Raw genomic sequence first — 21,141 nt, 5'->3', positions numbered from 1 at the left:
CAGTCGGCATCATTTCCTCCATTATTCCGGCCGTCCAATCCACGACCTCATTGTGAGTCGCTGCCGGATGCTGCAGGGCATTAAAGAGGTATTGTCACCGACCGCCATATAGGAGCCAATCCGTGATCGGCATGTAGGAGCCAGGCGCGGATCGCCATATTGGAGCCAGTGCGTGATCGGCGTAATGGAGCCAGTGCCGGATCGGCATCTAGGAGCCAGCAGGCGCGGTGACGGGCGTCGCGAACTGAGCGAGGCCATCTCTACCCTTGGCCTTTTTTGTCCGCGGGAGCAGGGATGGCGCGCCGGAGATTCGAGATGCATCACTATCGACAGGCGCTGCTGCGCATGCGTCAGGGCGACTCCGACCGCGACATCGCCGCAGCCAGGCTCATGGGCCGGCCCAAGGCTGCGCAGTGGCCTGCTGGAAGAGACGCTGCACACCGACATCCATGAGCTCGACGTCGAGCTGCGGCGCCACCGCAAGAAGAGCGACAAGAACGACGAGAAGCAAAGCCCCAAGCGCGCCCAGCTTCCCGCCCACCTGCCGCGTCGCGACGTGCCGCACGAGCCGGCGGATACGGCCTGTGGTTGCGGCCAGGCCATGCAGCGCATCGGCGAGGACGTGGCCGAGAAGCAGGACTACCAGCCCGGCGTGTTCACCGTCGAGCGCCACGCGCGTGGCAAGTGGGTCTGCAAGTGCTGCGAGCGCATCGTGCAGGCACCGGTGCCGGCCCACGTGATCGACAAGGGCATCCCGACCACCGGCCTGCTGGCCCACGTGCTGGTGGCCAAGTTCATGGACCACTTGCCCCTGTACCGGCAGGAAGCTGTGTTCGCGCGGGCCGGCCACGTGATCGCCCGCTCGACGCTGGCGGAGTGGGTGGGCGCCTGTGGCGCGCAGCTGCAGCCGCTGGTGCAGGCCCTGGCCGACGAACTGCGGCGCCACCTGGTGCTGCATGCTGACGAGACGCCGGTGGCCATGCTCAAGCCGGGCAACGGCAAGACTCACAAGGCCTACATCTGGTCGTACTGCACGCCGAGCACTAACCCCGTCAAGGCGGTGGTGTTCGAGTTCAGCGAGACCCGCAGCGGCGAGAACGTGCGCGACTTTCTGCAGCTTGAGACGCCCAACGCCTGGAAGGGCACGCTGGTCACCGATGGGTTCAGCGGCTACTCGGCCTGCGTCGACAAGGGCGTGACGTCGGCACAGTGCATGGCGCACAGCCGGCGCAAGTTCCATGAGCTGTGGGCCAACCATGGCAGCAAGGTCGGCGAGCAAGCGCTGCGCTTCTACCAAGCCCTGTTCCGCATCGAGCGCCAGGCCGAGAGCCTCACCAGCGAGGAGCGGCAGAGGATCCGGCAGCGCAAGTCACGACGGATCCTCGCCGTGTTCCACCGATGGTTGCTCGCACAGCGGCAGCTGGTGCCGCCCGGCTCCGCGACCATCAAGGCCATCGACTACAGCCTGAAGCGCTGGAAGGAACTCACGCACTTCGTGGGCGACGGCGACGTGCCGATCTCCAACAATTGGGTCGAGAACCAGATCCGCCCGATCGCGATCGGCAGATCGAATTGGCTCTTCGCCGGCAGCCTGCGAGCGGGCAAGCGCGCGGCGGCCATCATGAGCCTGCTGCACTCGGCCCGCATCAACGGGCACGACCCGTATGCCTATTTCAAGGACGTGCTGGATCGCTTGCCGACGCACCCGGCAAGCCGGATCGACGAGCTGCTGCCGCACCGCTGGTCAACGAGCTGAAGCCTCTTCGCCGCTGGACGCTGATGCCCACCCCCGGTGTCAGGGGCTGGGAATGCGCGCCATATTCCGGACAGCAGCCGTCAAGGTGTGTTCGGCGGACGCATACGGTCGAACGTGCGCTCTGAAGGCGGCTGGGGCCGCACGCACACTCGCTGGGCTGGACGCCCATCGTCACCCGTCATCAATGCAGCGCCGCTTCCTGCGCTGCGCTCGGCAGCGGCGGACCTCACGCCTTCGGCTGCAGTCCAGGAACCATCGTGCGCCTGGGGGCGCACCGGCGCTTGGACCACGCCTCGATGGCTCCGGCTCCCCCGGCGCTTCAGCGACCCGCCTGGGGGCGGGTGCGCCTTCGCGTCAGGCCCGGCGCCTGCCAGGCCTGCCCGCCGTCCTGCGGCGGCGGCTTCAGCAGCCCTTGCGTTTCAGCGGCGCCAGCGCTGCAGCGCGAGGTACTGCTCGGCGTGGCGCAGCTCGGCCTCGGTGAGGTGGCAGGCCGTGGCGTGGATGGCCTCGGCCAGGGCCGCCAGCCGCGCGTGTGGCGTGGCGCTCAGCGCATGGGCAGCGTGGCCCGCGTCGGTGAGCAGGCGCACAGGCATCGCGTCGTCAGCGTCGAAGAGGTACCACGAGGGACAGGGTTGTAGATGGGGTTGCATGGTCCGGAGCGCTCGAGCTACGCCGTGTAGTAACCATTCCCGATTCAATGATACAAAATCCACGCCCCAGCGCACACCATATTCAAAACGATAAACCAGAAAGATGCCTGGGCAAGCCTGCGTTCATCAACAACAATACCCGAACAAAGCATGCCTAGTCCGAGCAAAAGCAACGCAATATGCCCTATCGAAAATCCAGTGCCATCAGCAAACGCAAAAAACAGTGCCGATGCCAATACCAAAGAGCCCACAGCAATATACACGCTCTTCAGAGGGGGCAAGGTCACGTTTCGCATTTACCTAGGCTCAGGTTGCAAACCGTTATACGTCTTAGCTGCCCCAGAACCGATACTTATCGTCAAGGCAGCCTTCCCGGCCTCATCAAATCTCGTGGAACCAAAACTAATATCTCCGTAACTTCTGGTCATCGGATTTCTAGTGCCCATAGACGTCCACCCAGTCGTAGCGGTTACAGGCGCAGTCAACGCCGCGAAGCCAGTCAGCACCTCTGCAAAATGGTAGGCAGAAGCCCCCATCGCTTCCGTGCCACCAAGACCGACCGATGCCCACTGCGAGAATGACTGAACTGGATTAAATCCGTCAACGTTCTCGTATCGGAAGTACGTGATTCCATCTATCACTTGGCTCGCGCCAATAAGCGCAGTTGGCGCTCCTGCCAAGCAAAGAATACCGGTAGTACACAGGCTAACGCCGGCAGCAGTTTGAACTGCACCACCAACGACCTTTGCTCCATTCAGGCCCCATTCAAGAGCACATTTCGTTGTGGCATGCATGCAGTAATTAAAGACGTATCCAGCCGCAGCAGTAACTGCTCCATTTGCGAACTTCCCCCCGCCCAGCACTGAGGCGGTTCCACCGATCATAGCGGCGCTCACGACACCCATCCGTCCCTCGAATTGCAAACCCTTCGCTGTTGCAAACTCCGAGAACGCAGCGCTAAGTGCCCCGTCACCGCACTTGCCGCCGCCTGCCGCGCTCGTGATGCAGCCTGCCACACCGTGCAATGCCACCTTGGTCAGTGTGTCTGTGACCCCCAACTCCATCAGGTGAGCAGCTCTAACGTCCGCGAAGTTAGCGCCAAAAGTGTTGACGCCACTCAGGAAGTTCCCCACCCCGGCAAACACACCGGCTGTGAAGGCACCCTGCAGCCCGCCCTTCAGGTTGCCCGACATGACCGCACCACTGACAAACCCTGAAATCGCGGCATTGGCGATGACGTTGGTCACCCCCATCTGCACTTCAAGGAAGTTACCCGCACCCGGCAAGTAATAGTTGATCACGATCACGGCAATCATCCGGAAGATCGGGTTCTTCCAAATTCTCTTCCATGCCTTCGACAGGAACGAATATCCAGTCGGATCGGTGCAGATCAACGGGCTGTTGAAACAGTAGCCATACCGGTCGTAGTTTTGGAGATTCAGCATCTCCTGCACAAACGGGTCCGGCTGCATCATGCGAGCGATGGTCGGGTCGTACAGCCGACCATTCATGTGGATGATCCCGAAGTCATCCAGGTGCTCATGTCCCGTAAAGCCGCGATCGGTCCCAGGGCTACCGTCGGTGGTCCAATCCACCACCAGGCTGCCGTTGGCGTCATAGCTGCTGTTGGTGAACCGACGCTTGCCGAATGGATCGTAGGCATAACGTGCCGTCACGTTGCCCACATGGTCTGTCGTGGCGATCAGGCTGCCCAGGTGGTCTTTGTGCCAGTATTCGAGCTTCAACGCCCTCACTGAGCCAAGGCCGTCCGGCGGCGCGGTAGTTCCCGCCACCAGCGTTGGCAATTGACCATTGGTCACCAGGACCGCAATAACCTGTCCGCCAGCGCTCAGGTAATGCCGATTGCTTTGCGTACCGTTGGACGCCACCTCCCGCTCGAAGCTCAGTGCACCGGCATTGTCCGGGTGCATGTACCAGGTCACGCGGCTGGCCTTCGTTTCCTTGATGCGTTGATGGCTCTCGTCGTACTTCCAACGGCTGGTTCCGCCATCAGCGCCGGTGATAACGTCCACCATATTGAAGCTGGTGTACGTTACCCCTCGCCATTTTCCGGAAGTCGCCAGCGTCGCATTGCCATTGAGGTCGTAGCCATAGCTCACCCCCAGGCTCGGGATGCCCTGAACCGCATGCGGCCTGCCATTCACCACGCCCTGTTGTGGATATACATAGCCACCCACATCGCTCTTGGACAACAACATGCCCAAGGCGTTGTACTGCAACGTGACGGTGCGGCTACCTCCCCCACCCGACACGGCATAAGCGGTCAGCCGCCCCACGGCGTCGTAGCTGAAGCCGTCAGACACCTCGATGGTGCCGGTGTCACCAATGGCATCAACTCGCTGGGACATCCATCCCAGACTGTCCCAGGTATAGCGCTGGTTGACCACGCCATTGCCACCGTCTTTACCTGCGGTGAGACCCACCAATCGACCCGTCTCCGGGTCGTAGGCCGCGCGGTTGGCAACGCCGTTGCCGTAGCTCGACGTTTCAGCCTTGCCCCACGCATTCGCGACTCCGGCCTTCCAGATCGGAGAGCCCGCGCTGAGCACTGAATCACCAATGGTCACTGCTGTGTCCAGCAGCACGGCACTCAAGAAGCCCTTGGAGGTGTACTGGTACCTGATCTTGACGCCCGTCGGGTACGTTTGCGTCAGGACACGCCCATTGGCGTCAAACGCAGTCGCATTCGCCGCGCTCAGGTCGCCTGCAATGTCCGTGCGCTGATTCACGGGACGCCCCAGGGAGTCATACACAAACTGGCGCGTGACACCATGGCTTGTAGAACTCTGGCACAGCTTGCCAATGCCCATCGCGCAACTGTCGAAGGTCCAAGATGTGCTGTATTCCGCTTCCGAACGGCTGGTCATCCGTCCCAGCACGTCATACGCCATCGTGGTCCAGCCCGCGATCTGCGGTGCTACGGACGTAGGCGCAAAGTCTGGGCAAGCGGCCAAGGCGTGGCCGCCTCGCATCGCCGAGGTCTGCTGCGCACGCAATTGACCCAATGCGTCATAGCAGTAGGCCGTAACTCCAGCGTCCGGATCGTTGATGGACAGCTTGCGTCCGCGAACGTCATAGTCCACGACCACACGATTGCCCAATGGATCCTTGGTGGTCACCAGATTGCCGAAGGCATCGTACTCATGCACGATTTGTGCGCCCAGTGCATCCGTGACACGTACCACCTGACCCGTCAGGTTCTTTTCTTCGGTACGGGTGTTCCCCTGGTCATCCGTGGAGATGTTGACCAGTCCGCGATACGCCACCGTCGACTTCGCCATCTGACGAGTGCCACGGTTCGGGACATCAATAACCCCGCCATTACCGCCCTTCTGCCCAGTGGACGTCGGGTCGGACGTGTAGATGGTGGTGGCACGCCCCAGCGCGTCGTATTCGGTCAGAGTGAGGCCGTAGGTGGCTCCAGTTGCTGTAGACGAGCCGGTTTCCAGGAAGTATGGCTGAGTCGAAACAATCGCAGCGCCATAGTCGTTGTAATCTGTGTCCTGCACGACCAGACGGGCATTGCTGGGCTGGGCGTCGCCGTCAAATCCCTCGACCACAGCACGGACCTTTCGACCCAGGCGATCAAAATAGACGCGAGAGAAGCCGCCGATGGCAGCCCCAGCGCGCATATCCACCACATGCTCATAACGGACAGCCGTCGAAGGCATCTCTCCCGGCCGGGGCACGGCGATGACAGGCGCAGACCCATTGTGGCAACCCGCACTGTTGGACGAATTGTTTGACGTCGTCGCGTCAACCATTGCGTCCGAAGCCGGGTCGTACACCTTGACCCAGCAGTAATAGGTCGCTGTGCTGGTCCCATCCGCACGTGACTCCAGCACCTTCCGCCCGAACTCATCAAGGGTCCAGTTAGTCACAAGCCCATTGGGGCCAGTCAACTGAGTAACGGCGCCAAATCGCGGGTCATATCGCCGTTGTTCACTCTGATTGAGAGGGTTGCTCGCCGTGGTGGCAAATGCACCGCGGGGCACGGACACGGTCACCCCACCGGTCGTCACCGTCTGGGCTGCATAGTCCGTCGTAGTTGTTTTCGACGAAAACTGCGCCAGTGCGGATGCGCCTGCACAGGCGGACGTCGTACTCGACGTCTTGTTGCCGAACTCACCATACACGTAGGTCGTGGTGACACACAGGTTGGGCTGATCAGGCTCGACCGTCTCGCTGTCTAAAAGCCCATTGGCTTTGTAGGTAAACGCGCTGGTACGACTGTAGCTATAGGAAGCCTCGGCCTTCACCACGCCGCTCCCGGCAAGTGCAAGAAGGCTCAGAACAGCAGTCAGCCACGCGCTTCGCCGCATAGACCTTGCGAACTGGAGTGCACGCATGAACATCTCTCCCTCGTCCGGCACACCGGACCCCTCACATGTCATTTTCTTGGCAGTCTTCTGCCGCAGTCGGTGGTGCTCGGCACACCTGCTGGTGTGCCGATTGGGTGTATCAGTCGTCCAGCAGTGTCTGCAGGATGGTCATCAACACCGCCGGCGCAATCGGCGTACTGCTACTACTGGAGCTGCCGCTGGTGGCCGTAGCTGTGGGCGAACGGCCCGGGCTTGCACCCAGCAGTTCCACCAGCTTTGGCACCGTGTTGGTCACTTTGGCTCGAGTCAATCGGCCAAGAATCCACGCGTCACCCGAGATCCGGTTCGGGCAGCCCGACGTGTCGGGATCGCAGTAGGTGTTTTCCGTCACCGTAGTGGTGCTCTGCGACCCAATGCCGCCCACATCGCCAGTGGTTACAACTTCAATTCGGGTGGGGTCACCGTAGCTGTTGTAGCTGTTGATCGTTTTGACCGTGGACAGAGGCGTTCCGTCCAGGTCCCAACCCGATTCCACACTGGTTCGGATGTATGGGCGACGCACAGGCGAGCTGCTGAGGCAAGGCGCCGCCTCGGTGGCCGCATCTGGATTCGTTGTGGACGTGGTGTCGCAATAGATATTGACCGTCCGACTCAGAAGCTGGCTGGGGCCGTAGGTCTCCGTACGTGACGCGACGCCGGAATACGGCTCATCCAGCCGGTAGTCCGTCCAAACCGTGATCCGTTCGCCATTGGGGGCAATCTGCGACTGGCCCATACGCCGGAATCCCAAGTTGCCACGGCCATCCAAAGCCGACTTCATGCCCTGGTAGTAATAGTTGGTTGTATTCTGGAACATGAGCCCCGGCTGCGCATCACTGGCAATGCTTGCCACCAGCGGGGAACCAGGAATGAGATCCACCAACGGCCATACAGCCGCTTGGGCAGTGCCTCGATCGGAGGTGTACGGATTCACGGCGAGCCAACCAGCAACCACTGCCGGTGAATAGTAAGTGAGCTCGGTACGCTGTCCTGACGGCGCGATGACGGTGGTCAGCAGATCCTCATGTGAACCTAAAAGGGTATAGATGGTGTTTCCGGCATTCAGTCCGACCTTTGGGCTGTCTTTGATCCGCATGATCTGGAGATCACCGCTGCCGTCAAAGTTCCCAAACAGCAAGTCATTCACACCGTCGCTGGACCGCAAGTTTCTCCCGGCGACATTCAGGTTGAATGTGGACGAAACGCGGAAGCTCCCATCGCCATTGCTGACATACAACCTGTTTTGTGTTGGATCGTCCTTCCACCGCAGAATGTCATCACGCCCGTCACCATTGACGTCGATGACCAGGAATCCAACACCAGTGCCTTTGATGTCAGCAGAACTCACATTGAACGCAGCAGCCGTCTGAAGCGTCGAGCTACCGTCTGACACTCGCAGGATGATGGGAGCGGTATTGTTTAACCCGGTGTCCAAGCAGTCAGCTCGTCCGTCGCCGTTGAAGTCAATGGGAGTCTTGCAAGGCGCAGGAACTGTGATCGGATCAAAGTTCCCGTCACCACGCGAGCGCCAGCCGCTGATGGGATAACCATAGGTCACTTCGCCGAGCCCGGTCAGGTCTGGCAAGCCATCGCCATCAACATCAGCGACATGGCTAGGCTCCCCCAATGCTGAACCAACAGGTGGCGAGCTGTAGAGAATCTGAGAGGCAACATTGGTTGCAATCTCGGTGAAGCCGCCCTGCCCGTCGCCTTTGAACACACGCGTACATGCAGTACCTGCAGGGCACACGGGCGCAGGCGCCCGGTACGCTTTCGCCGGCATCTTCGCCAAAACAATATCCAGACGACCATCGCCGTCCACATCCAACAAGAAGAAATTGCTAGCTTCGGACCAGACACAGGTCTCTACCGTCCCTCCATTGCAAGAAGCACCAAGGATGCGGCGCTCCAGCTGAGGAAGTCCGCTGATGGGTTTGGCCGTAAAACTGCCGTCTCCGTTACCAAGGAAGAGCGTAGTCGGGCGTGCGGTGCTGCACGCCGCCCCACTCTTGCTGCGGGGAGCCACATAGCGAAAAATGTCCGGGGTGCCATCGCCATTGAAATCCCCCATCATGGAGGCATAGCATTCGTCTTCCGAGAACAATGGTTCCCCGGTAAGGTTGAACTTTGTGGACTCTCGGAACGTTCCATTCGAGCCGAGCTCGCTCAGATAGGCCCGATTTTCTGCAGCGTTAAAGGACCAGCGAAGCAGATCGGTGCGCCCGTCGCCATTGAGGTCAAGCGCAATCGTTCCCATCGTCCCATCCCGCTTCATGAGAGGGAGTGCGGCAAAATTATCAAGCGAAAAAATTGACTCCGAAAATGTCTCCCCAGTACCCGAGTGGTACTTGAATCTCATCGGTGGCTGGCAGCGCGTTTCAGCGACGTCTGCGCACTCCTTGATGGTCACGACACGTGAGCGTCGGGTCGTGGGAGACAATTCGTAATTCAATCGCACCCGCCGTACAGCAACGGCACCGGCTGCCGGGCCGAGCTCTGACGGATTAGGGCTGTTCACGTAGGTGTCGATCGCATCTAGCCGGCGGATGCTGAGGTTTTTTGCACCTCGCTGGTAGGCTTCGGCGCGGTCATCAGTACGGTCGCTATAGCGGAACACCACCTTGTTAGTAGGCGGGGTCGATCCGTTGCCGGTGTACTGGATTTCGAGGACGTTCCATTCACGACCCAGCGTCGGGGAGCCTGCAACAGGCCCGCTGCCCCAAGCCATATCGCGCTGTTCATACTTAAAGTCGATGAAGTTGCCGGTGACATCACTGATGCGAGCCACCGCCCAGACCATGACAGTGTTTCGCCCCTGCACCTGGACGGTTGCCTTGGTGTTGGAGTCGGTGGAACCTGGCGGTGTTCCGTATTCGTAAATCTGACCCGCCTTGGTCCACACCTTGAAGTATTGCGGGCCATTGGCTGGGTCATCCAAAGTAGACCCATAAGCGCGCACACGGGCGTAGTTGTCCCGCTCTGTACGGTATTCGCGCCAAGTGCCGGATGTGAGCCCTTTGGCATCATCCGTCTGCGGCATTGGCAGCGGATTTCCACTGGCATTGGTCTGGATGAGCCGCTGACCATCGAGACAAAGCTTGTCACCGCTGTCGAACAATACGGGCCTGGGTTGCCCATCAGTGGATCGCGTTCCCATGCAACGCGTGATCATCGACACACCTTGCACAGACCAACCGTGACCAACAGGTCCGTTCAGTCCTCCGCCGGCGTAGAGCAACGAGAGGTTGGGCTGCATGCCGCCGATTCCGGGTGGAACCACGATGGGCTGTGTATGGCTTGCAGTGCCGGAATTCGAAACGCCGGTCTGCGCCGAAGCAGAGGAGCTACCCATCACACCTGCAAGGCAGGCAAGCACGAACCATGCGCAACGAAGCGCGCCAATTTGCTGAAGCATTGGAACCCTCCCGTTCACATCTTCCGAAAATGCTCTGTTTTCGGACGAGCGGCGGTATCTTCGGTATTTTTGTGTCTTGAAACGCAAGCAGTGCCCAAGCATTTGACCTGCTCAAGGCTGGCGCATTCTAGAGTGGAAATTTACTCTCAGCAGCACACAGCATCATTTCGACCGACAGCCGACACATCCCAATGCGAACGCAGACTTTCACATCGTCCGACTGCTGCGGCGTGCGATTTTCGCCCAACCATTTCTATTGGGCGACTCACTCCGGCTTAGCACCCACCCTCGGCCGCTTTGGGCGATTGAGCCAGATCCGCAGCACGCTTTAATCGCCTGCATCGATCTGTCCGTTACAGCAAATAGATCGATTGCACTTGCGTCTGCCAGCCAGGATTCGCGCATCCAGACGCATGAATCTCAATCTTCACGCTCCGTCCTGTCAGAAGCGCCGCATACGCAGCCGTTGTCGCTTCCTTCGCCCCGCCCCATGAACCGCGTATGACAAAGATGTTGGTGTTGCAGAGCACGGGGCGATCGGTGTGAACAAAGATGTCCGCCGGCCCACCTCCTTCGTTGAGGTAGGGCCGGACGGTCACGATCTTCACTTCTTCGCTCGTCGGCTCCGCGCTTAAGGGCAGAGATGCGCAAGCGAGCGCTAAGGCAATGAGTTTCTTCATAGGTTGTTCAAGTCGTGTGTGGCTGACGCGGAATGCCCTCTCTCTGGCGTCTCCAGACTTGACAGACGCCAAGAAAGTACATGCCTCCCAGCGAGACGAGGCGATTCAATCGATCAGCAGGCGACAGAGTAAGCAAGCACCCCATCAAACCGCAGATCCATGAGTGAGGTCGTTGTTTCAATCTCCAGATTGATATCGGACGAAGCTCTCAGCTGTTCTCGGAAAGGGCCAAGCAGGTCAGTCACCCGCCATGCCAATCCCGCTGATCTCTTCATTCCATGCCGGTGCGTCACAACTGATGCCGTCCCGCGCATTTCGAATGATCACCTTCCGGCTGTCCGTATAGGCGCTCATTTCGAAGGCAATCGCCGACTTCGCTGTCACCGGATGAGCAGTAGAGGGAATGACACCATTCAGGCTGCCATTGTTGACGGCAATGTAGAAGTCACCTTGCACATCACTCCACACCTGGGTCAGCTTGACTGGCGCACACTCTGTATATGGGTGGGCAGTCGATGAAAGGGCAGCAAGCAGCGCTACGGCACTGGCACCTAAGCTCCCTCACTCACCGCCGCACCACTACCCGAAGTAAACGAACTTCACCTCACACCCGGCGGTCTTCCCGAAAACACGAACCGGCGTGCCTGACACCTTGGCGGCCAACATCGCTGCTAGCACGGCATTCATATTGGCTCGTCGTGCCGTTTCGTCTGCGCCGCTGCCTTTCCAGGTCAGCATGGTCCCTGCCCCACAGCTCCCGACATTGGTGTCGATGGCAAACATCAAGCTTGCCGGCATATAGGTCAGCTCCATCGTGACCACGTGAGCTGAGGTGGTCGACCAGTCATACGGGTCTTCGGCTTGGCTCAACTGAGGAAACACCCCAAAGGCCAAGGCAGCGACGGCAGTGGTCACTGCTCGTGCCTTTGACACAATCCCGTTCCCACGGGCAAAGACCGGCGGCGTAGCCGCTCCCGACGATACGTTCATTCATTCCTCCCTCAAACTCGGCTCTCTCCGAGCTTTTCTTCATCACGGCAAGTGCGGGCCATTATTTGGCGCCTGCACAGCGCGCGTGATTGTGTCATCAACTCACGGTATTTTCCGTCGCAAACAAACACACCACAACAGCAGAACTGCAAGCTTCAGCGCTTCACACCGCCAACCGCAGGTCCGCTGTACTCCGGCACAAACCTCCTCAACCCCGCCACCACCCTCTCCCGCCCCCATTCCTCACTATCAGCCGCCTCCCGCACCCACTGCACCACCGCCCCATCCGCCGCCAGATCACCCAGCCGCGCAATCCTCACCCGCGACACCTTCGTCGGCAGCGTCGTATCCGCATCCGCGATCAACTCCTCGTAGAGCTTTTCCCCCGGCCGCAACCCGGTGAACTGGATCCCGATCTCCTGCTCGCTGCGTCCAGCCAGCCGGATCATGTCCCGCGCCAGATCCACAATCTTCACCGGGTCGCCCATGTCCAGCACCATCACCTGCCCGCCTTCCCCGATTGCCGCCGCCTGCAGCACCAGCCGCGCCGCTTCCGGGATCGTCATGAAGTAGCGGATGATGTCCGGGTGGGTCACCGTCACCGGCCCGCCCTTCGCGATCTGTTCCTTGAACTTCGGGATCACGCTGCCGCTGGACCCCAGCACATTGCCAAAGCGCACCGCCATGAACTTCGTGCCGTGCGCCTGCGCCGCCATGTGGCTGATCACCAGCTCTGCCGCCCGCTTGGTCGCGCCCATCACGTTGGTCGGGTTCACTGCCTTGTCGGTGCTGATCAGCACAAAGCGCTCGGCGCCCGCTTCCGCCGCCGCCACACACGCGTGGTAGGTCCCCAGTGTGTTGTTGCGCAATGCCGCCCAGGCGTTCTCTTCTTCCATCAGCGGCACATGCTTGTAGGCCGCGGCATGGAACACCACCTGCGGACGCTGCTTCAGCATCACATGCTTCAGATGCGGCAGGTCCTTCACATCACCGATCAAACGGACCAGCGGCAAGTGCGGGAACTTCTCGCTCAGCTCCTGCTCGATGGAATACAGCGCGAACTCGCTCAACTCCAGCAGCACCAGCCGGGAAGGGCCATAACGCGCAACCTGCCGGCACAGCTCGGATCCGATCGACCCGCCCGCCCCCGTGATCAGCACCGTCTTGCCGCTGATGCAGTCACTGATACCGCTTTCATCCAACTGCACCGGCTCACGCCCCAGCAGATCTTCCGGTTCGATGTCCCGCACCTGATTGACGGACCGCCCGGCCAACAGCTCTTCACTGCTGGGCACCGTCAGCACTGGCAGCGCCGTCTTGCCTGCCAGCGCCAGCGCGCGCCGACGCTGCACGGCGGTGGCGGCCGGCATGGCCACAATCACGTGGGTGATGCCATGCAGTTCGGCAAACCGGGGTGCTTCTTCCAGCAGGCCCAGCACCGGCACCCCCCCCACGCGGGCACCACGCTTCTCAGGCGCGTCATCCAGATACCCCACCACCACCCAGCCAGCCTGATGCTGAATGCCCGCCACCAGCAAGCGGCCCGCGTCACCCGCCCCCATCACCAAGGCGCGCCGCTGCTCCAAGGCACTGCCGCTGATGCGGCTGCGCATGTGCTCGTACAGCATCCGGTAGCCCATGCGCATCATGGCCAGCGCCATCAAGGTGAAAACCGGATGCAGCGCCAGCACGGCACGCGGCACGGCCGTCAGCTGCGCCATCAGCACCACCACCGCGCTGATCAGCCCGGCGGTCACACACACCGCTGCCAGCCGCTTCACCTCACCAAAGCCGGAGAACCGCCACATGCCCTTGGGTACCTGCAGCAGCCACAGCAGCAGCCCATACACGGCCACCACACCCAGCATCACCCAGCCGTCGTAACCGGGGCGGGCGCTGAACCAGCGCTCAAAACCCAGACGGAACAGATAGGTCGCCTGCCAGGCCAAGGCCACGGCCAGCATGTCCAGGCCCAGGGCCAGGGTTTCGCGATAGGGACGGATGCGCGTCAGAAACGCATCCAGGGACAACCAGTTCATCGTCTGCATTCTCTTTCACGAGCCCCCACTGACCAGCGCCACAGCGCCACGGCGCCAGAGGAAGGCCCCAACGTCGCCCATGCCCCATAGGCAATTCGTCCGCGTGCCACCACCTCACCCGCGCCTTCCGCTCCACCCGTCATCGCCGCAACACACCCAAGGTGGCGAAGATCAGCCGCACATCATTCAGCAGGCTGGCCTGACGCACATAGTCCGCCGCCAGCTTCAGTTTGGCCGGCATCACCACTTCCACATACTCCCGCTCCGGGTCCGCTGCGCGGGCGAGCAATTCACTTTCGTGGCGGAAGCTCAGGGACGCCGGGTCGGTGATGCCGGGCCGCACCGACAGCACCACCTCGCGCAAGTCCGCCGGATACATCGCCACATAGCGCGGCACTTCCGGGCGTGGCCCCACCAGGCTCATGGCGCCCCGGAATACGTCCCACAGCTGTGGCAGCTCATCCAGCTTGCTGGCCCGCAGGAACTGGCCGCTGCGGGTGATGCGAGGGTCCGCGCCGATGGTGATCTGCGGCCCCAGGGCCGGCGCATCCACCCGCATGGTGCGGAACTTGTGGATGAGAAACGGCCGCCCGAATCGCCCCACCCGCTCCTGGCGAAACATCACCGGGCCCGGTGAATCCAGTTTGATCCACACAGCCACGAACAGCAGCACAGGGCTGAGCAGCAGCAGGCCGATGCCGGAACAGATCAGGTCGAACAGTCGCTTTCCCATGCCGCCAGAAATCCTCAATCCACAGTCTGCCTGGATGCCGCCGCGCATCGGCCCTCAGGCCGCGCCCAGGCTTTGGCGCACCGCCGCGATCACCCGCTCCACATCGGCATCCGTCATGGCCGTGTACAGCGGAATCGTCACCGTGCGCTCATACGCCTTCTGGGACTGCGGGAACATCTCGGCGGTCAGCCCATAACGCTCGCGCCAGTAGGGATGCTGGTGCAGCGGCACGTAATGCACGCTGCAGCCGATGCCCAGGGCAAACATGCGCTCGATGAATTCATCCCGGCTGACATCGGCCTCGTCGGACAGACGCAGCACATACAGATGCCAGCTGTGTGTATCGCCTTCAATCGGCTGCGGCGGCAGGATCAGCGGCAGGTCCGACAGTGCCTCGAAGTAACGCTGCGCAATCTGCTCACGCCGCTGCTGGAAGGCCGGCAGACGCTTGAGCTGATGCAGGCCCAGCGCCGCCGCAATGTCGGTCATGTTGTACTTGAAACCCGGGGCCACGATCTCGTAATACCAGCTCGGCACCTTGGCGGTGAAGCGGTCAAAGGCGTCGCGGTTGATGCCGTGCAGCCGCATCACCCGGGCGCGTTTGGCGAGTTCCGCATCACGCGTCACCAGCATGCCGCCTTCACCGGTGGTCATGGTCTTGTTGGCATAGAAGCTGAACACCGCCGCATTGCTGCCCATGGTGCCGATCAGTTCCTTCTCCAGTGTGGTGGGCAGCGCATGCGCCGCATCTTCCACCACCTTCAGGCCATGCTTGCGTGCAATGTCCAGCACCGCCAGCATGTCCACGGCCAAGCCGGCGTAGTGCACCGGAATGATGGCCTTGGTCCGCGGCGTAATGGCCGCCTCGATCTGGTCGATGGCGATGTTCAGGGTCTTCGGGTCGATGTCCACCAGCACGACATCCGCGCCGAGGTATCGCACCACCTCGGCGGTGGCGGTGAAGGTGTGCGTGGTGGTGATGACTTCATCCCCCGGGCCGATGCCCAGCGCTTCCAGCGCCAGGTGCAGGCCGGCGGTGGCCGAGTTCACCGCCACGCATTCGATCTGCGGCTCGCCGAGGAACTCGGCAAACGCCTGCTCAAAGCGCTTGGCCTTCGGGCCGGTGGTGACCCAGCCGCTGCGCAGCGTGTCCACCACTTCGGCGATTTCTTCCTCGCCAATCTCGGGCAGGGCAAAGGGCAGGAAGGGCAACTGGTCAGTCATGGTCGAAAGCGTGGTGAAGTCTGGAGGAGGCGCTGCGCCTCAGGGCGTGCGCAAAAGACGTTGTTGAACGGCGTGCGTGATGCATGCGCGATGCGTGCGTGATGCATGGGTGATGAGTGCGCGATGAGCGCGTGCAGGCAATGGCGGGGCAGTCGCGGAGTCATCAGCTTCCGTCCGGTTTTTCGATCAAAGCCAGCACATGCGTGCGCAGCGGCGGCAAGCTGTTGAGCCAGCCATACAGCGAGGGATGCCAGCGGCACACGGCGCGGGCCAGCGGAGGCGCCAGGGTCACCCGGCGCACCACCGGCCGACCCTGCGGAAACAAGGCCCGCATGCGCCGCACCGGCACGCCGCGCACATCGGGGTTGCGAGGATTGTCGACGATGAAGTCGTACCAGATCACCGCGCCACCGGGCTTCACCCAGCGCCACATGGCCTCGGCCAGCCGTTGTTGCAATCCATCGTCCAGGATGGAGGAGAAGACCGTGGACTGCATCACCAGATGCTGGCTGCCCGGCTCCACTTGCGCCTGGGACGCGTCGCCGACCAACAATCGCACTTGCGCAGGCAGCATCGCCTGCGCCGTCTCAAAACGCTCCGGCAGCAGCTCGATGCCCGTCAGATGCTCCGGCCGCAGGCCGATGCGCAGCATGTCCATCAGGTTGCCACCAGCACCGCAGCCCACTTCCGTGAGCCGCCAATCCGCCACCGGCCCCAGCGCCTGCGAGCGCGCCGCCAGCAGCCGCAGCAACATGGCCTGGCGTTCATGCAGCATCTGCCACACCTCGGGGCGCAGCAGGCTGTAGCGCTCAAGCCCGCCCAGCCGCTCCTCGCGCCGGGCATAACGCTGGGCGATGGCCTGGAGTTCGTGATCCTGGGGCATGGTGGATGAAGGTGGCGTGTTGGTGGGGCAGCGGAGGCGGTGGGCTTGGGCTTGGGCTTGGGCTTGGGCTTGGGCTTGGGCTTGGGCTTGGGTCAGAGGTCAGTACGCAGTGCAGGGTGGCGTGACAACAGGCGTGGGTGGCGGCAATCTCGGCATTTCCGGCAAAGCCTCGATCAGCCCGACACAGCGTCAATGAACCGCTTCGCCAGCACCGGGTAGGTATGGTGCTTCAGCACGAATTCACGCCCGTTGCAGCCCATGATCTCACGCTGCGAGGCAGGCAGGGACGCCAGCTGGCGCAGGCCTTGGGCCACCGCCTGGGCGTCCTGCGGCGGCACGGTGAGCCCCGCTCCCGCTTCCGCCACCGGGTCATTACCCGCCTCCACCGAATGAAGCACCGGCCGCTGGGCCATCATGTAGTCCATCAGCTTGTTGGGCGCGATGCCGAAGCGATAGATGGGTGTGCGCTGCCATCCGATGTAGGCGATGTCGAAGCCCTTGAGCAGCGACGGGATCTGCCCCTTGGGAATCGGAGGGAACATCGCCACATGGGTCAGCCCTTCGTCCCGCACCCGCGCCTCCAGCCGCTCCCGCTCATGGCCGCCCCCCACCAGCACAAAAGCCAGCGGTACGTCCTTCAGCAGCTTGGCGGCATCCAGCAGCACGTCCAGCGCATTGGGCTGCCCCATTGAGCCGGCATAACCCACCACCGTACGTCCCGCCGCGCGCTGCGTGGCCAGATGGGCCTGCACGGCGGCGTCCAGCGGTTCACCATCCCCCTGCCATTCATCCAGCGTGATGCCGTTGGGCACGATGTGCAGCTTCTTCAAATCCAGCCCATGGGCCGCCATGTGCTGATGCACCTTGGGCAGCATCGACACCACCACGTCCGCATCCCGGTAGGCGTCGTTCTCGGCCTTCTGGCAGAGCATCGCAAACGGATGCCGGGGCGACATGCCGGACAGCTCGATCGGTGACAACGGCCAGAGGTCGTGCACTTCGTACACCAGCTTGGCCTGGGCCAAGCGGGCCACGCGGCGCGCCACCCACACATCCATCGGATAGGTGCTGGAGGCAATCACCACATCGGGCTCGAATTCACGGGCCAGGATGTCCGCGTCCTTCCACACCTGACGGCAGAAGGACCAGATGTTCTTGACCCGGCCCAAGCCATTGCCCTGGTACGGCGGCGTGTCGTAGAAGTGGTAGGACACCCCGCTGAGCTGGGCACTGCCGGGGTCCGGCTGGAGGCTGCGCACATGGGAGTAAGAGGCGCCGAGGATCAGCACCTGATGCCCCGCCCTCACCCATTCACGGGCCAGGTAGAAGGGGCGGAATTCCATGCCGTGCTTCGGGGAGCCGGCGTAATGATTGATCAGCAGGAGCTTCATAGGGCGTTGAGTCGTGCCACGAAGCGCTTCACCGCCGGGCCGAAGAGGGCGTTTTGCGCCACCCAGGCCCGGTTGGCCGCGCCCATCGCGTCGATGTGGGCATCGTCCGCCAGCGCGGCCAACCGCGCCGGCAGGCGGGTCAGCTCGTCCGGGTCGGACAGGATCAGGCCGTGCCGTCCCTCGCCCAGCAACTCATGGTTGGCAGGCAGGTCGGACAGCACCGGCAGGCATTCATGGGCCATGGCCTCCAGGACGGAGACCGAGACCGAATCACTTTCTGGCAGGCTCAGGAACCAGCGGGCATGGGCATAGTGGCGCCCCTGGGAGACGGCATCAAGCCGGCCCAGGAATTCCACACGGTCGTCCAGCCCGAGGCTGCGGACCTGCGCCTGCAGTGCCTCGCGCAGGGAGCCGTCATTGGCCACCCGCAATTGCGCTTCCGGCCGCTGGGCGGCGATGGCCGCAAAGGCGTCGATCACGCGGTGCGGACGGTAGATCGGTTCCAGGCCCCGATTCGCAAAGAACAGCCACGGCTGCTTGCGCACGTTCTGCTTGGGCAGAGCTTCCAGACCAAACGGGAAGGTCATCACCTCCCCCGCGCCCAGCTCACGCATGCGGGCCGCCATGTGCTCGGAATCGGAGGTGGTCAGCGTGCAGGCCTGCAGCACCTGGCGCGTGAGCCAGCGGTAACCCCAGCCCTGGTTGGGCGTGACCAGGATGTCGCTGCCCCAGGCCGACCCCACGATGCGCGCCCGCAGCCGCCAGCCCTTGCGCGCGGCCCAGGCCAGCGTGCCGTGGGAGGTGAGGTAGTGGGGATGCAGCCAGTCCGCATCCACCTTGGCCAGCCATTGGCCGAGCTTGGGGAGTTGCTGGATGACGGCCAGATTGCCACCGCCGTGAGCCGGGTGGGTGTTCAAGGCCAGCCGACGGTCCTCCGGGATCAGGAAGCTGAATTCCGGCGCAAAGCCGCGGGTGGAGGCGGCCCAGAGTTCCACCTGGTCCACCAGGGCACGGGCCCACTTGAGCAGATGCGGGCTATCGCCGTCGCCGATCAGGACAAGTCTCATGGGGATTCGGGAGGAGTGGCAGGCGTGACCAGAGAAGACTCGGCGCTTGTTGCACCAGGCTGGGCGCTTGTTGCAGGAGGCGCGTCGACGGAGGCTGGCCCTGCGGGATGGGCCGTGGGGCTCGCACCGGCCCAGTCCTCATAAAACGGCAGCAGCTCGGGATGCTCTCTCAGCAAGCGTTCATCCATGCGGCGGGTGTCACCCACCACCTTCGCCGGTTGGCCCGCAAGGATGGCGAAGTCCGGATGCTCCCCGCTGACCAGGCTGTAGGCCGACACGATGGACCCGCGCCCGAGCCGGGTGCCCGGCAGCAGCGTGGCATGCGCGCCGATGAAGCAGAAGTCACCGATCTCCACCGGTGCGGTGAAGTAGGCCTTTTTCTCCGGCGTGTGGACATATTGGCGGCCATAAAGCCGGATGGCCGCATGGCTGGAGTGGGTGAAGATGCCGGTGAAGAAACCGATCTGGCAGCCTTCCCCGATGCGCAGCCCGTAGGTGGCATCCAGCACGCTGAAGTGGCCGATGAAGACATGGTCCCCGATCACCAGCCGCTCGCGGGCAAACACGACACTGGTGTTGCTGATGCGGGTGGCGGGCAGATAAACGCCATCGCCACGCACAAAGCCGCCCACCATGCGGGTGCCCCACAGGCGGGAGATCAGCATCTTGATCGGCTGCCAGAGCCTTCGACGCAGGCTTGCTTTCATGTGGCGAAGAGTCCGTCCTTGTGTTTCCAGTGCGCCAGCGCCCAGAAGTAATAACCGAAGTACAAGGCCATCGTCGCAGAGACGCCCCAGGCGGCGCCGATCAGGCCGCCCTGCATCAGCCCGACACCGATGCCCAGCACAAAGGCCAGTTGACCCACCAGCGCCAGGCGCAGGGCCCAGCCCTGGGCCTGCCAGGCCATGGTGGTCACCGACAGCGGCGAGGCAATGAAATGCACCGCCACATACGGCGCCAGCGCGCGCGCCAGTTCACCGGCGTCCTGCCAGCGCTCGCCAAACGCCCAGGAGAAGAGAGAGGGCCCCCAGACGGTCAGCACGGCCGCCAACGGAATGGCAAACGCCGCCAGCGCCGCCATGGCCTGGCGCACCAGTCGCACGGCCTCCTCCGGGGAGCGAGCGGCCACCAGGCGCGGGTAGAGGGTCTGCGACAAGGCACCGCCCACCAGGCTGGCGGGCGCCTTCAGATACCGCATGGCCAGCGCCCAATAACCGGCCGCCGCATCGCCGGCCCAGCAGGACAGCAGCAGCAGCGCCAGGCTGTCCTGCAGTGCGCCGGCAAAGGCATGGGGCGTGTTGAGCAGCGGGAAGTCCTTGTGGCGGCGGGCCATGGCGGACAGGTCGGTGCCGTCCTGGCGCCACATCGAGCGCCAGCCATTCACCGGCCGGGCCACACGGGCCAACCACAGCGCGGCGGCAAGACCGGCCACGATCGGCCCCAGCAGCAGGCCAACGGCACCAAAGGCGGCCAGCCCCAGCACCACCTGCAGCACGGCAGCGCCCCCATACTGCACCAGCCGCGCGGCGGCCAGCGCACCAAAGGCGCTGGCGCGGGTGGCCCACAGGGTCAGGGCCTGCGCCGACGCGCCGGCCAGCACCGCCAGGCCCAGCCACACCGCAAGGTCCAGGCCCTGCCAGACGCTCCACGCCCAGCCGATGCAGGCGCTGACCAGCGTCACCGCCAGCAGCACCCGCAGGCACAGCGCCATCAGCCGAGCGGCCCGCAGTCCATCCTTCTCCAGCGGCAGGGCGAATTCATAACGGGCGCAGCCCACCACCGCCACGTTGGTGGCCACCGTCCACACCAGACTGAAGTGACCGAACTCGATCGGCGAATACAGGCGCGTGATCCACGGCCCCAGCAGCAGCGGCAACAGCTGCGCCAGGGCGCCGCCGGCCAGCAGGGTCAGCGTGGCTCGAAGCATGCGT

At 62.8% G+C, this 21,141-nt stretch carries 15 protein-coding genes and 1 pseudogene; 1 reads left to right on the top strand and 15 read right to left on the bottom strand.

The window, feature by feature from the left end:
- Positions 1 to 409: 409 nt before the first annotated feature.
- Positions 410 to 1,756, top strand: a pseudogene (gene tnpC, locus OU995_RS09785) (IS66 family transposase); the annotation flags it as partial.
- Between the two features lie 419 nt (positions 1,757 to 2,175).
- On the opposite strand, the gene OU995_RS09780 reads toward tnpC, so the two are convergent.
- From OU995_RS09780 to OU995_RS09710, 15 genes are all read right to left on the bottom strand, one after another.
- The gene (locus OU995_RS09780; protein ID WP_267835327.1) at positions 2,176 to 2,349 is read right to left on the bottom strand and encodes a hypothetical protein; all 174 of its coding nucleotides are present in this window, start codon (positions 2,347 to 2,349) and stop codon (positions 2,176 to 2,178) included.
- A gap of 101 nt (positions 2,350 to 2,450) precedes the next feature.
- On the bottom strand, positions 2,451 to 2,702 hold the full coding sequence (locus OU995_RS09775) for a hypothetical protein (protein ID WP_267835326.1): 252 nt from the start codon (positions 2,700 to 2,702) through the stop codon (positions 2,451 to 2,453).
- Complete coding sequence (locus tag OU995_RS09770) at positions 2,703 to 6,776, bottom strand: RHS repeat-associated core domain-containing protein (protein WP_267835325.1); 4,074 nt, start codon at positions 6,774 to 6,776, stop codon at positions 2,703 to 2,705.
- Positions 6,777 to 6,888: 112 nt separating this feature from the next.
- Complete coding sequence (locus OU995_RS09765) at positions 6,889 to 10,203, bottom strand: FG-GAP-like repeat-containing protein (RefSeq protein WP_267835324.1); 3,315 nt, start codon at positions 10,201 to 10,203, stop codon at positions 6,889 to 6,891.
- A 353-nt stretch (positions 10,204 to 10,556) separates the two neighbouring features.
- On the bottom strand, positions 10,557 to 10,883 hold the full coding sequence (locus OU995_RS09760; protein WP_267835323.1) for a hypothetical protein: 327 nt from the start codon (positions 10,881 to 10,883) through the stop codon (positions 10,557 to 10,559).
- A 237-nt stretch (positions 10,884 to 11,120) separates the two neighbouring features.
- Positions 11,121 to 11,339, bottom strand: a complete 219-nt coding sequence (locus tag OU995_RS09755; protein WP_267835322.1) for a hypothetical protein — start codon at positions 11,337 to 11,339, stop codon at positions 11,121 to 11,123.
- 123 nt (positions 11,340 to 11,462) lie between these two features.
- Entirely contained in the window at positions 11,463 to 11,798 is a 336-nt protein-coding gene (locus tag OU995_RS09750) for a hypothetical protein (protein ID WP_267835320.1), read from the bottom strand.
- 230 nt (positions 11,799 to 12,028) lie between these two features.
- The gene (locus tag OU995_RS09745) at positions 12,029 to 13,912 is read right to left on the bottom strand and encodes a polysaccharide biosynthesis protein (RefSeq protein WP_267835319.1); all 1,884 of its coding nucleotides are present in this window, start codon (positions 13,910 to 13,912) and stop codon (positions 12,029 to 12,031) included.
- A 139-nt stretch (positions 13,913 to 14,051) separates the two neighbouring features.
- Positions 14,052 to 14,645, bottom strand: a complete 594-nt coding sequence (locus tag OU995_RS09740) for a sugar transferase (protein ID WP_267835318.1) — start codon at positions 14,643 to 14,645, stop codon at positions 14,052 to 14,054.
- Positions 14,646 to 14,699: 54 nt separating this feature from the next.
- A complete protein-coding gene (locus OU995_RS09735; protein ID WP_267835317.1) occupies positions 14,700 to 15,869 on the bottom strand; it encodes a DegT/DnrJ/EryC1/StrS family aminotransferase in 1,170 nt (389 codons plus the stop codon).
- A gap of 163 nt (positions 15,870 to 16,032) precedes the next feature.
- A complete protein-coding gene (locus OU995_RS09730; RefSeq protein WP_267835316.1) occupies positions 16,033 to 16,752 on the bottom strand; it encodes a class I SAM-dependent methyltransferase in 720 nt (239 codons plus the stop codon).
- Positions 16,753 to 16,925: 173 nt separating this feature from the next.
- Positions 16,926 to 18,143, bottom strand: coding sequence for a glycosyltransferase family 4 protein (locus tag OU995_RS09725; RefSeq protein ID WP_267835315.1), 1,218 nt, complete (start codon positions 18,141 to 18,143; stop codon positions 16,926 to 16,928).
- Complete coding sequence (locus OU995_RS09720) at positions 18,140 to 19,210, bottom strand: glycosyltransferase (protein ID WP_267835314.1); 1,071 nt, start codon at positions 19,208 to 19,210, stop codon at positions 18,140 to 18,142. The genes OU995_RS09725 and OU995_RS09720 overlap by 4 nt, the downstream gene beginning before the upstream one ends.
- Entirely contained in the window at positions 19,207 to 19,917 is a 711-nt protein-coding gene (locus OU995_RS09715; RefSeq protein WP_267835313.1) for an acyltransferase, read from the bottom strand. Before OU995_RS09715 ends, OU995_RS09720 begins: the two co-directional genes overlap by 4 nt.
- The gene (locus OU995_RS09710; protein WP_267835312.1) at positions 19,914 to 21,137 is read right to left on the bottom strand and encodes a lipopolysaccharide biosynthesis protein; all 1,224 of its coding nucleotides are present in this window, start codon (positions 21,135 to 21,137) and stop codon (positions 19,914 to 19,916) included. Before OU995_RS09710 ends, OU995_RS09715 begins: the two co-directional genes overlap by 4 nt.
- Positions 21,138 to 21,141 lie beyond the last annotated feature (4 nt).

The sequence above is a fragment of the Roseateles sp. SL47 genome, from assembly GCF_026625885.1.
In the GTDB taxonomy this organism is placed as follows: Bacteria; Pseudomonadota; Gammaproteobacteria; order Burkholderiales; family Burkholderiaceae_C; genus Roseateles.
Note: the sequence above shows the minus strand (reverse complement) of the source record. Positions and strands in the feature narration are given on the sequence as shown.

Bases quoted from the DNA above. Each gene is read 5' to 3' on its own strand.
- OU995_RS09780 (WP_267835327.1), bottom strand. From the start codon at position 2,349: ATGCCTGTGCGCCTGCTCACCGACGCGGGCCACGCTGCCCATGCGCTG.
- OU995_RS09775 (WP_267835326.1), bottom strand. From the start codon at position 2,702: ATGCGAAACGTGACCTTGCCCCCTCTGAAGAGCGTGTATATTGCTGTG.
- OU995_RS09770 (WP_267835325.1), bottom strand. From the start codon at position 6,776: ATGCGTGCACTCCAGTTCGCAAGGTCTATGCGGCGAAGCGCGTGGCTG.
- OU995_RS09765 (WP_267835324.1), bottom strand. From the start codon at position 10,203: ATGCTTCAGCAAATTGGCGCGCTTCGTTGCGCATGGTTCGTGCTTGCC.
- OU995_RS09760 (WP_267835323.1), bottom strand. From the start codon at position 10,883: ATGAAGAAACTCATTGCCTTAGCGCTCGCTTGCGCATCTCTGCCCTTA.
- OU995_RS09745 (WP_267835319.1), bottom strand. From the start codon at position 13,912: ATGAACTGGTTGTCCCTGGATGCGTTTCTGACGCGCATCCGTCCCTAT.
- OU995_RS09740 (WP_267835318.1), bottom strand. From the start codon at position 14,645: ATGGGAAAGCGACTGTTCGACCTGATCTGTTCCGGCATCGGCCTGCTG.
- OU995_RS09735 (WP_267835317.1), bottom strand. From the start codon at position 15,869: ATGACTGACCAGTTGCCCTTCCTGCCCTTTGCCCTGCCCGAGATTGGC.
- OU995_RS09730 (WP_267835316.1), bottom strand. From the start codon at position 16,752: ATGCCCCAGGATCACGAACTCCAGGCCATCGCCCAGCGTTATGCCCGG.
- OU995_RS09725 (WP_267835315.1), bottom strand. From the start codon at position 18,143: ATGAAGCTCCTGCTGATCAATCATTACGCCGGCTCCCCGAAGCACGGC.
- OU995_RS09720 (WP_267835314.1), bottom strand. From the start codon at position 19,210: ATGAGACTTGTCCTGATCGGCGACGGCGATAGCCCGCATCTGCTCAAG.
- OU995_RS09715 (WP_267835313.1), bottom strand. From the start codon at position 19,917: ATGAAAGCAAGCCTGCGTCGAAGGCTCTGGCAGCCGATCAAGATGCTG.
- OU995_RS09710 (WP_267835312.1), bottom strand. From the start codon at position 21,137: ATGCTTCGAGCCACGCTGACCCTGCTGGCCGGCGGCGCCCTGGCGCAG.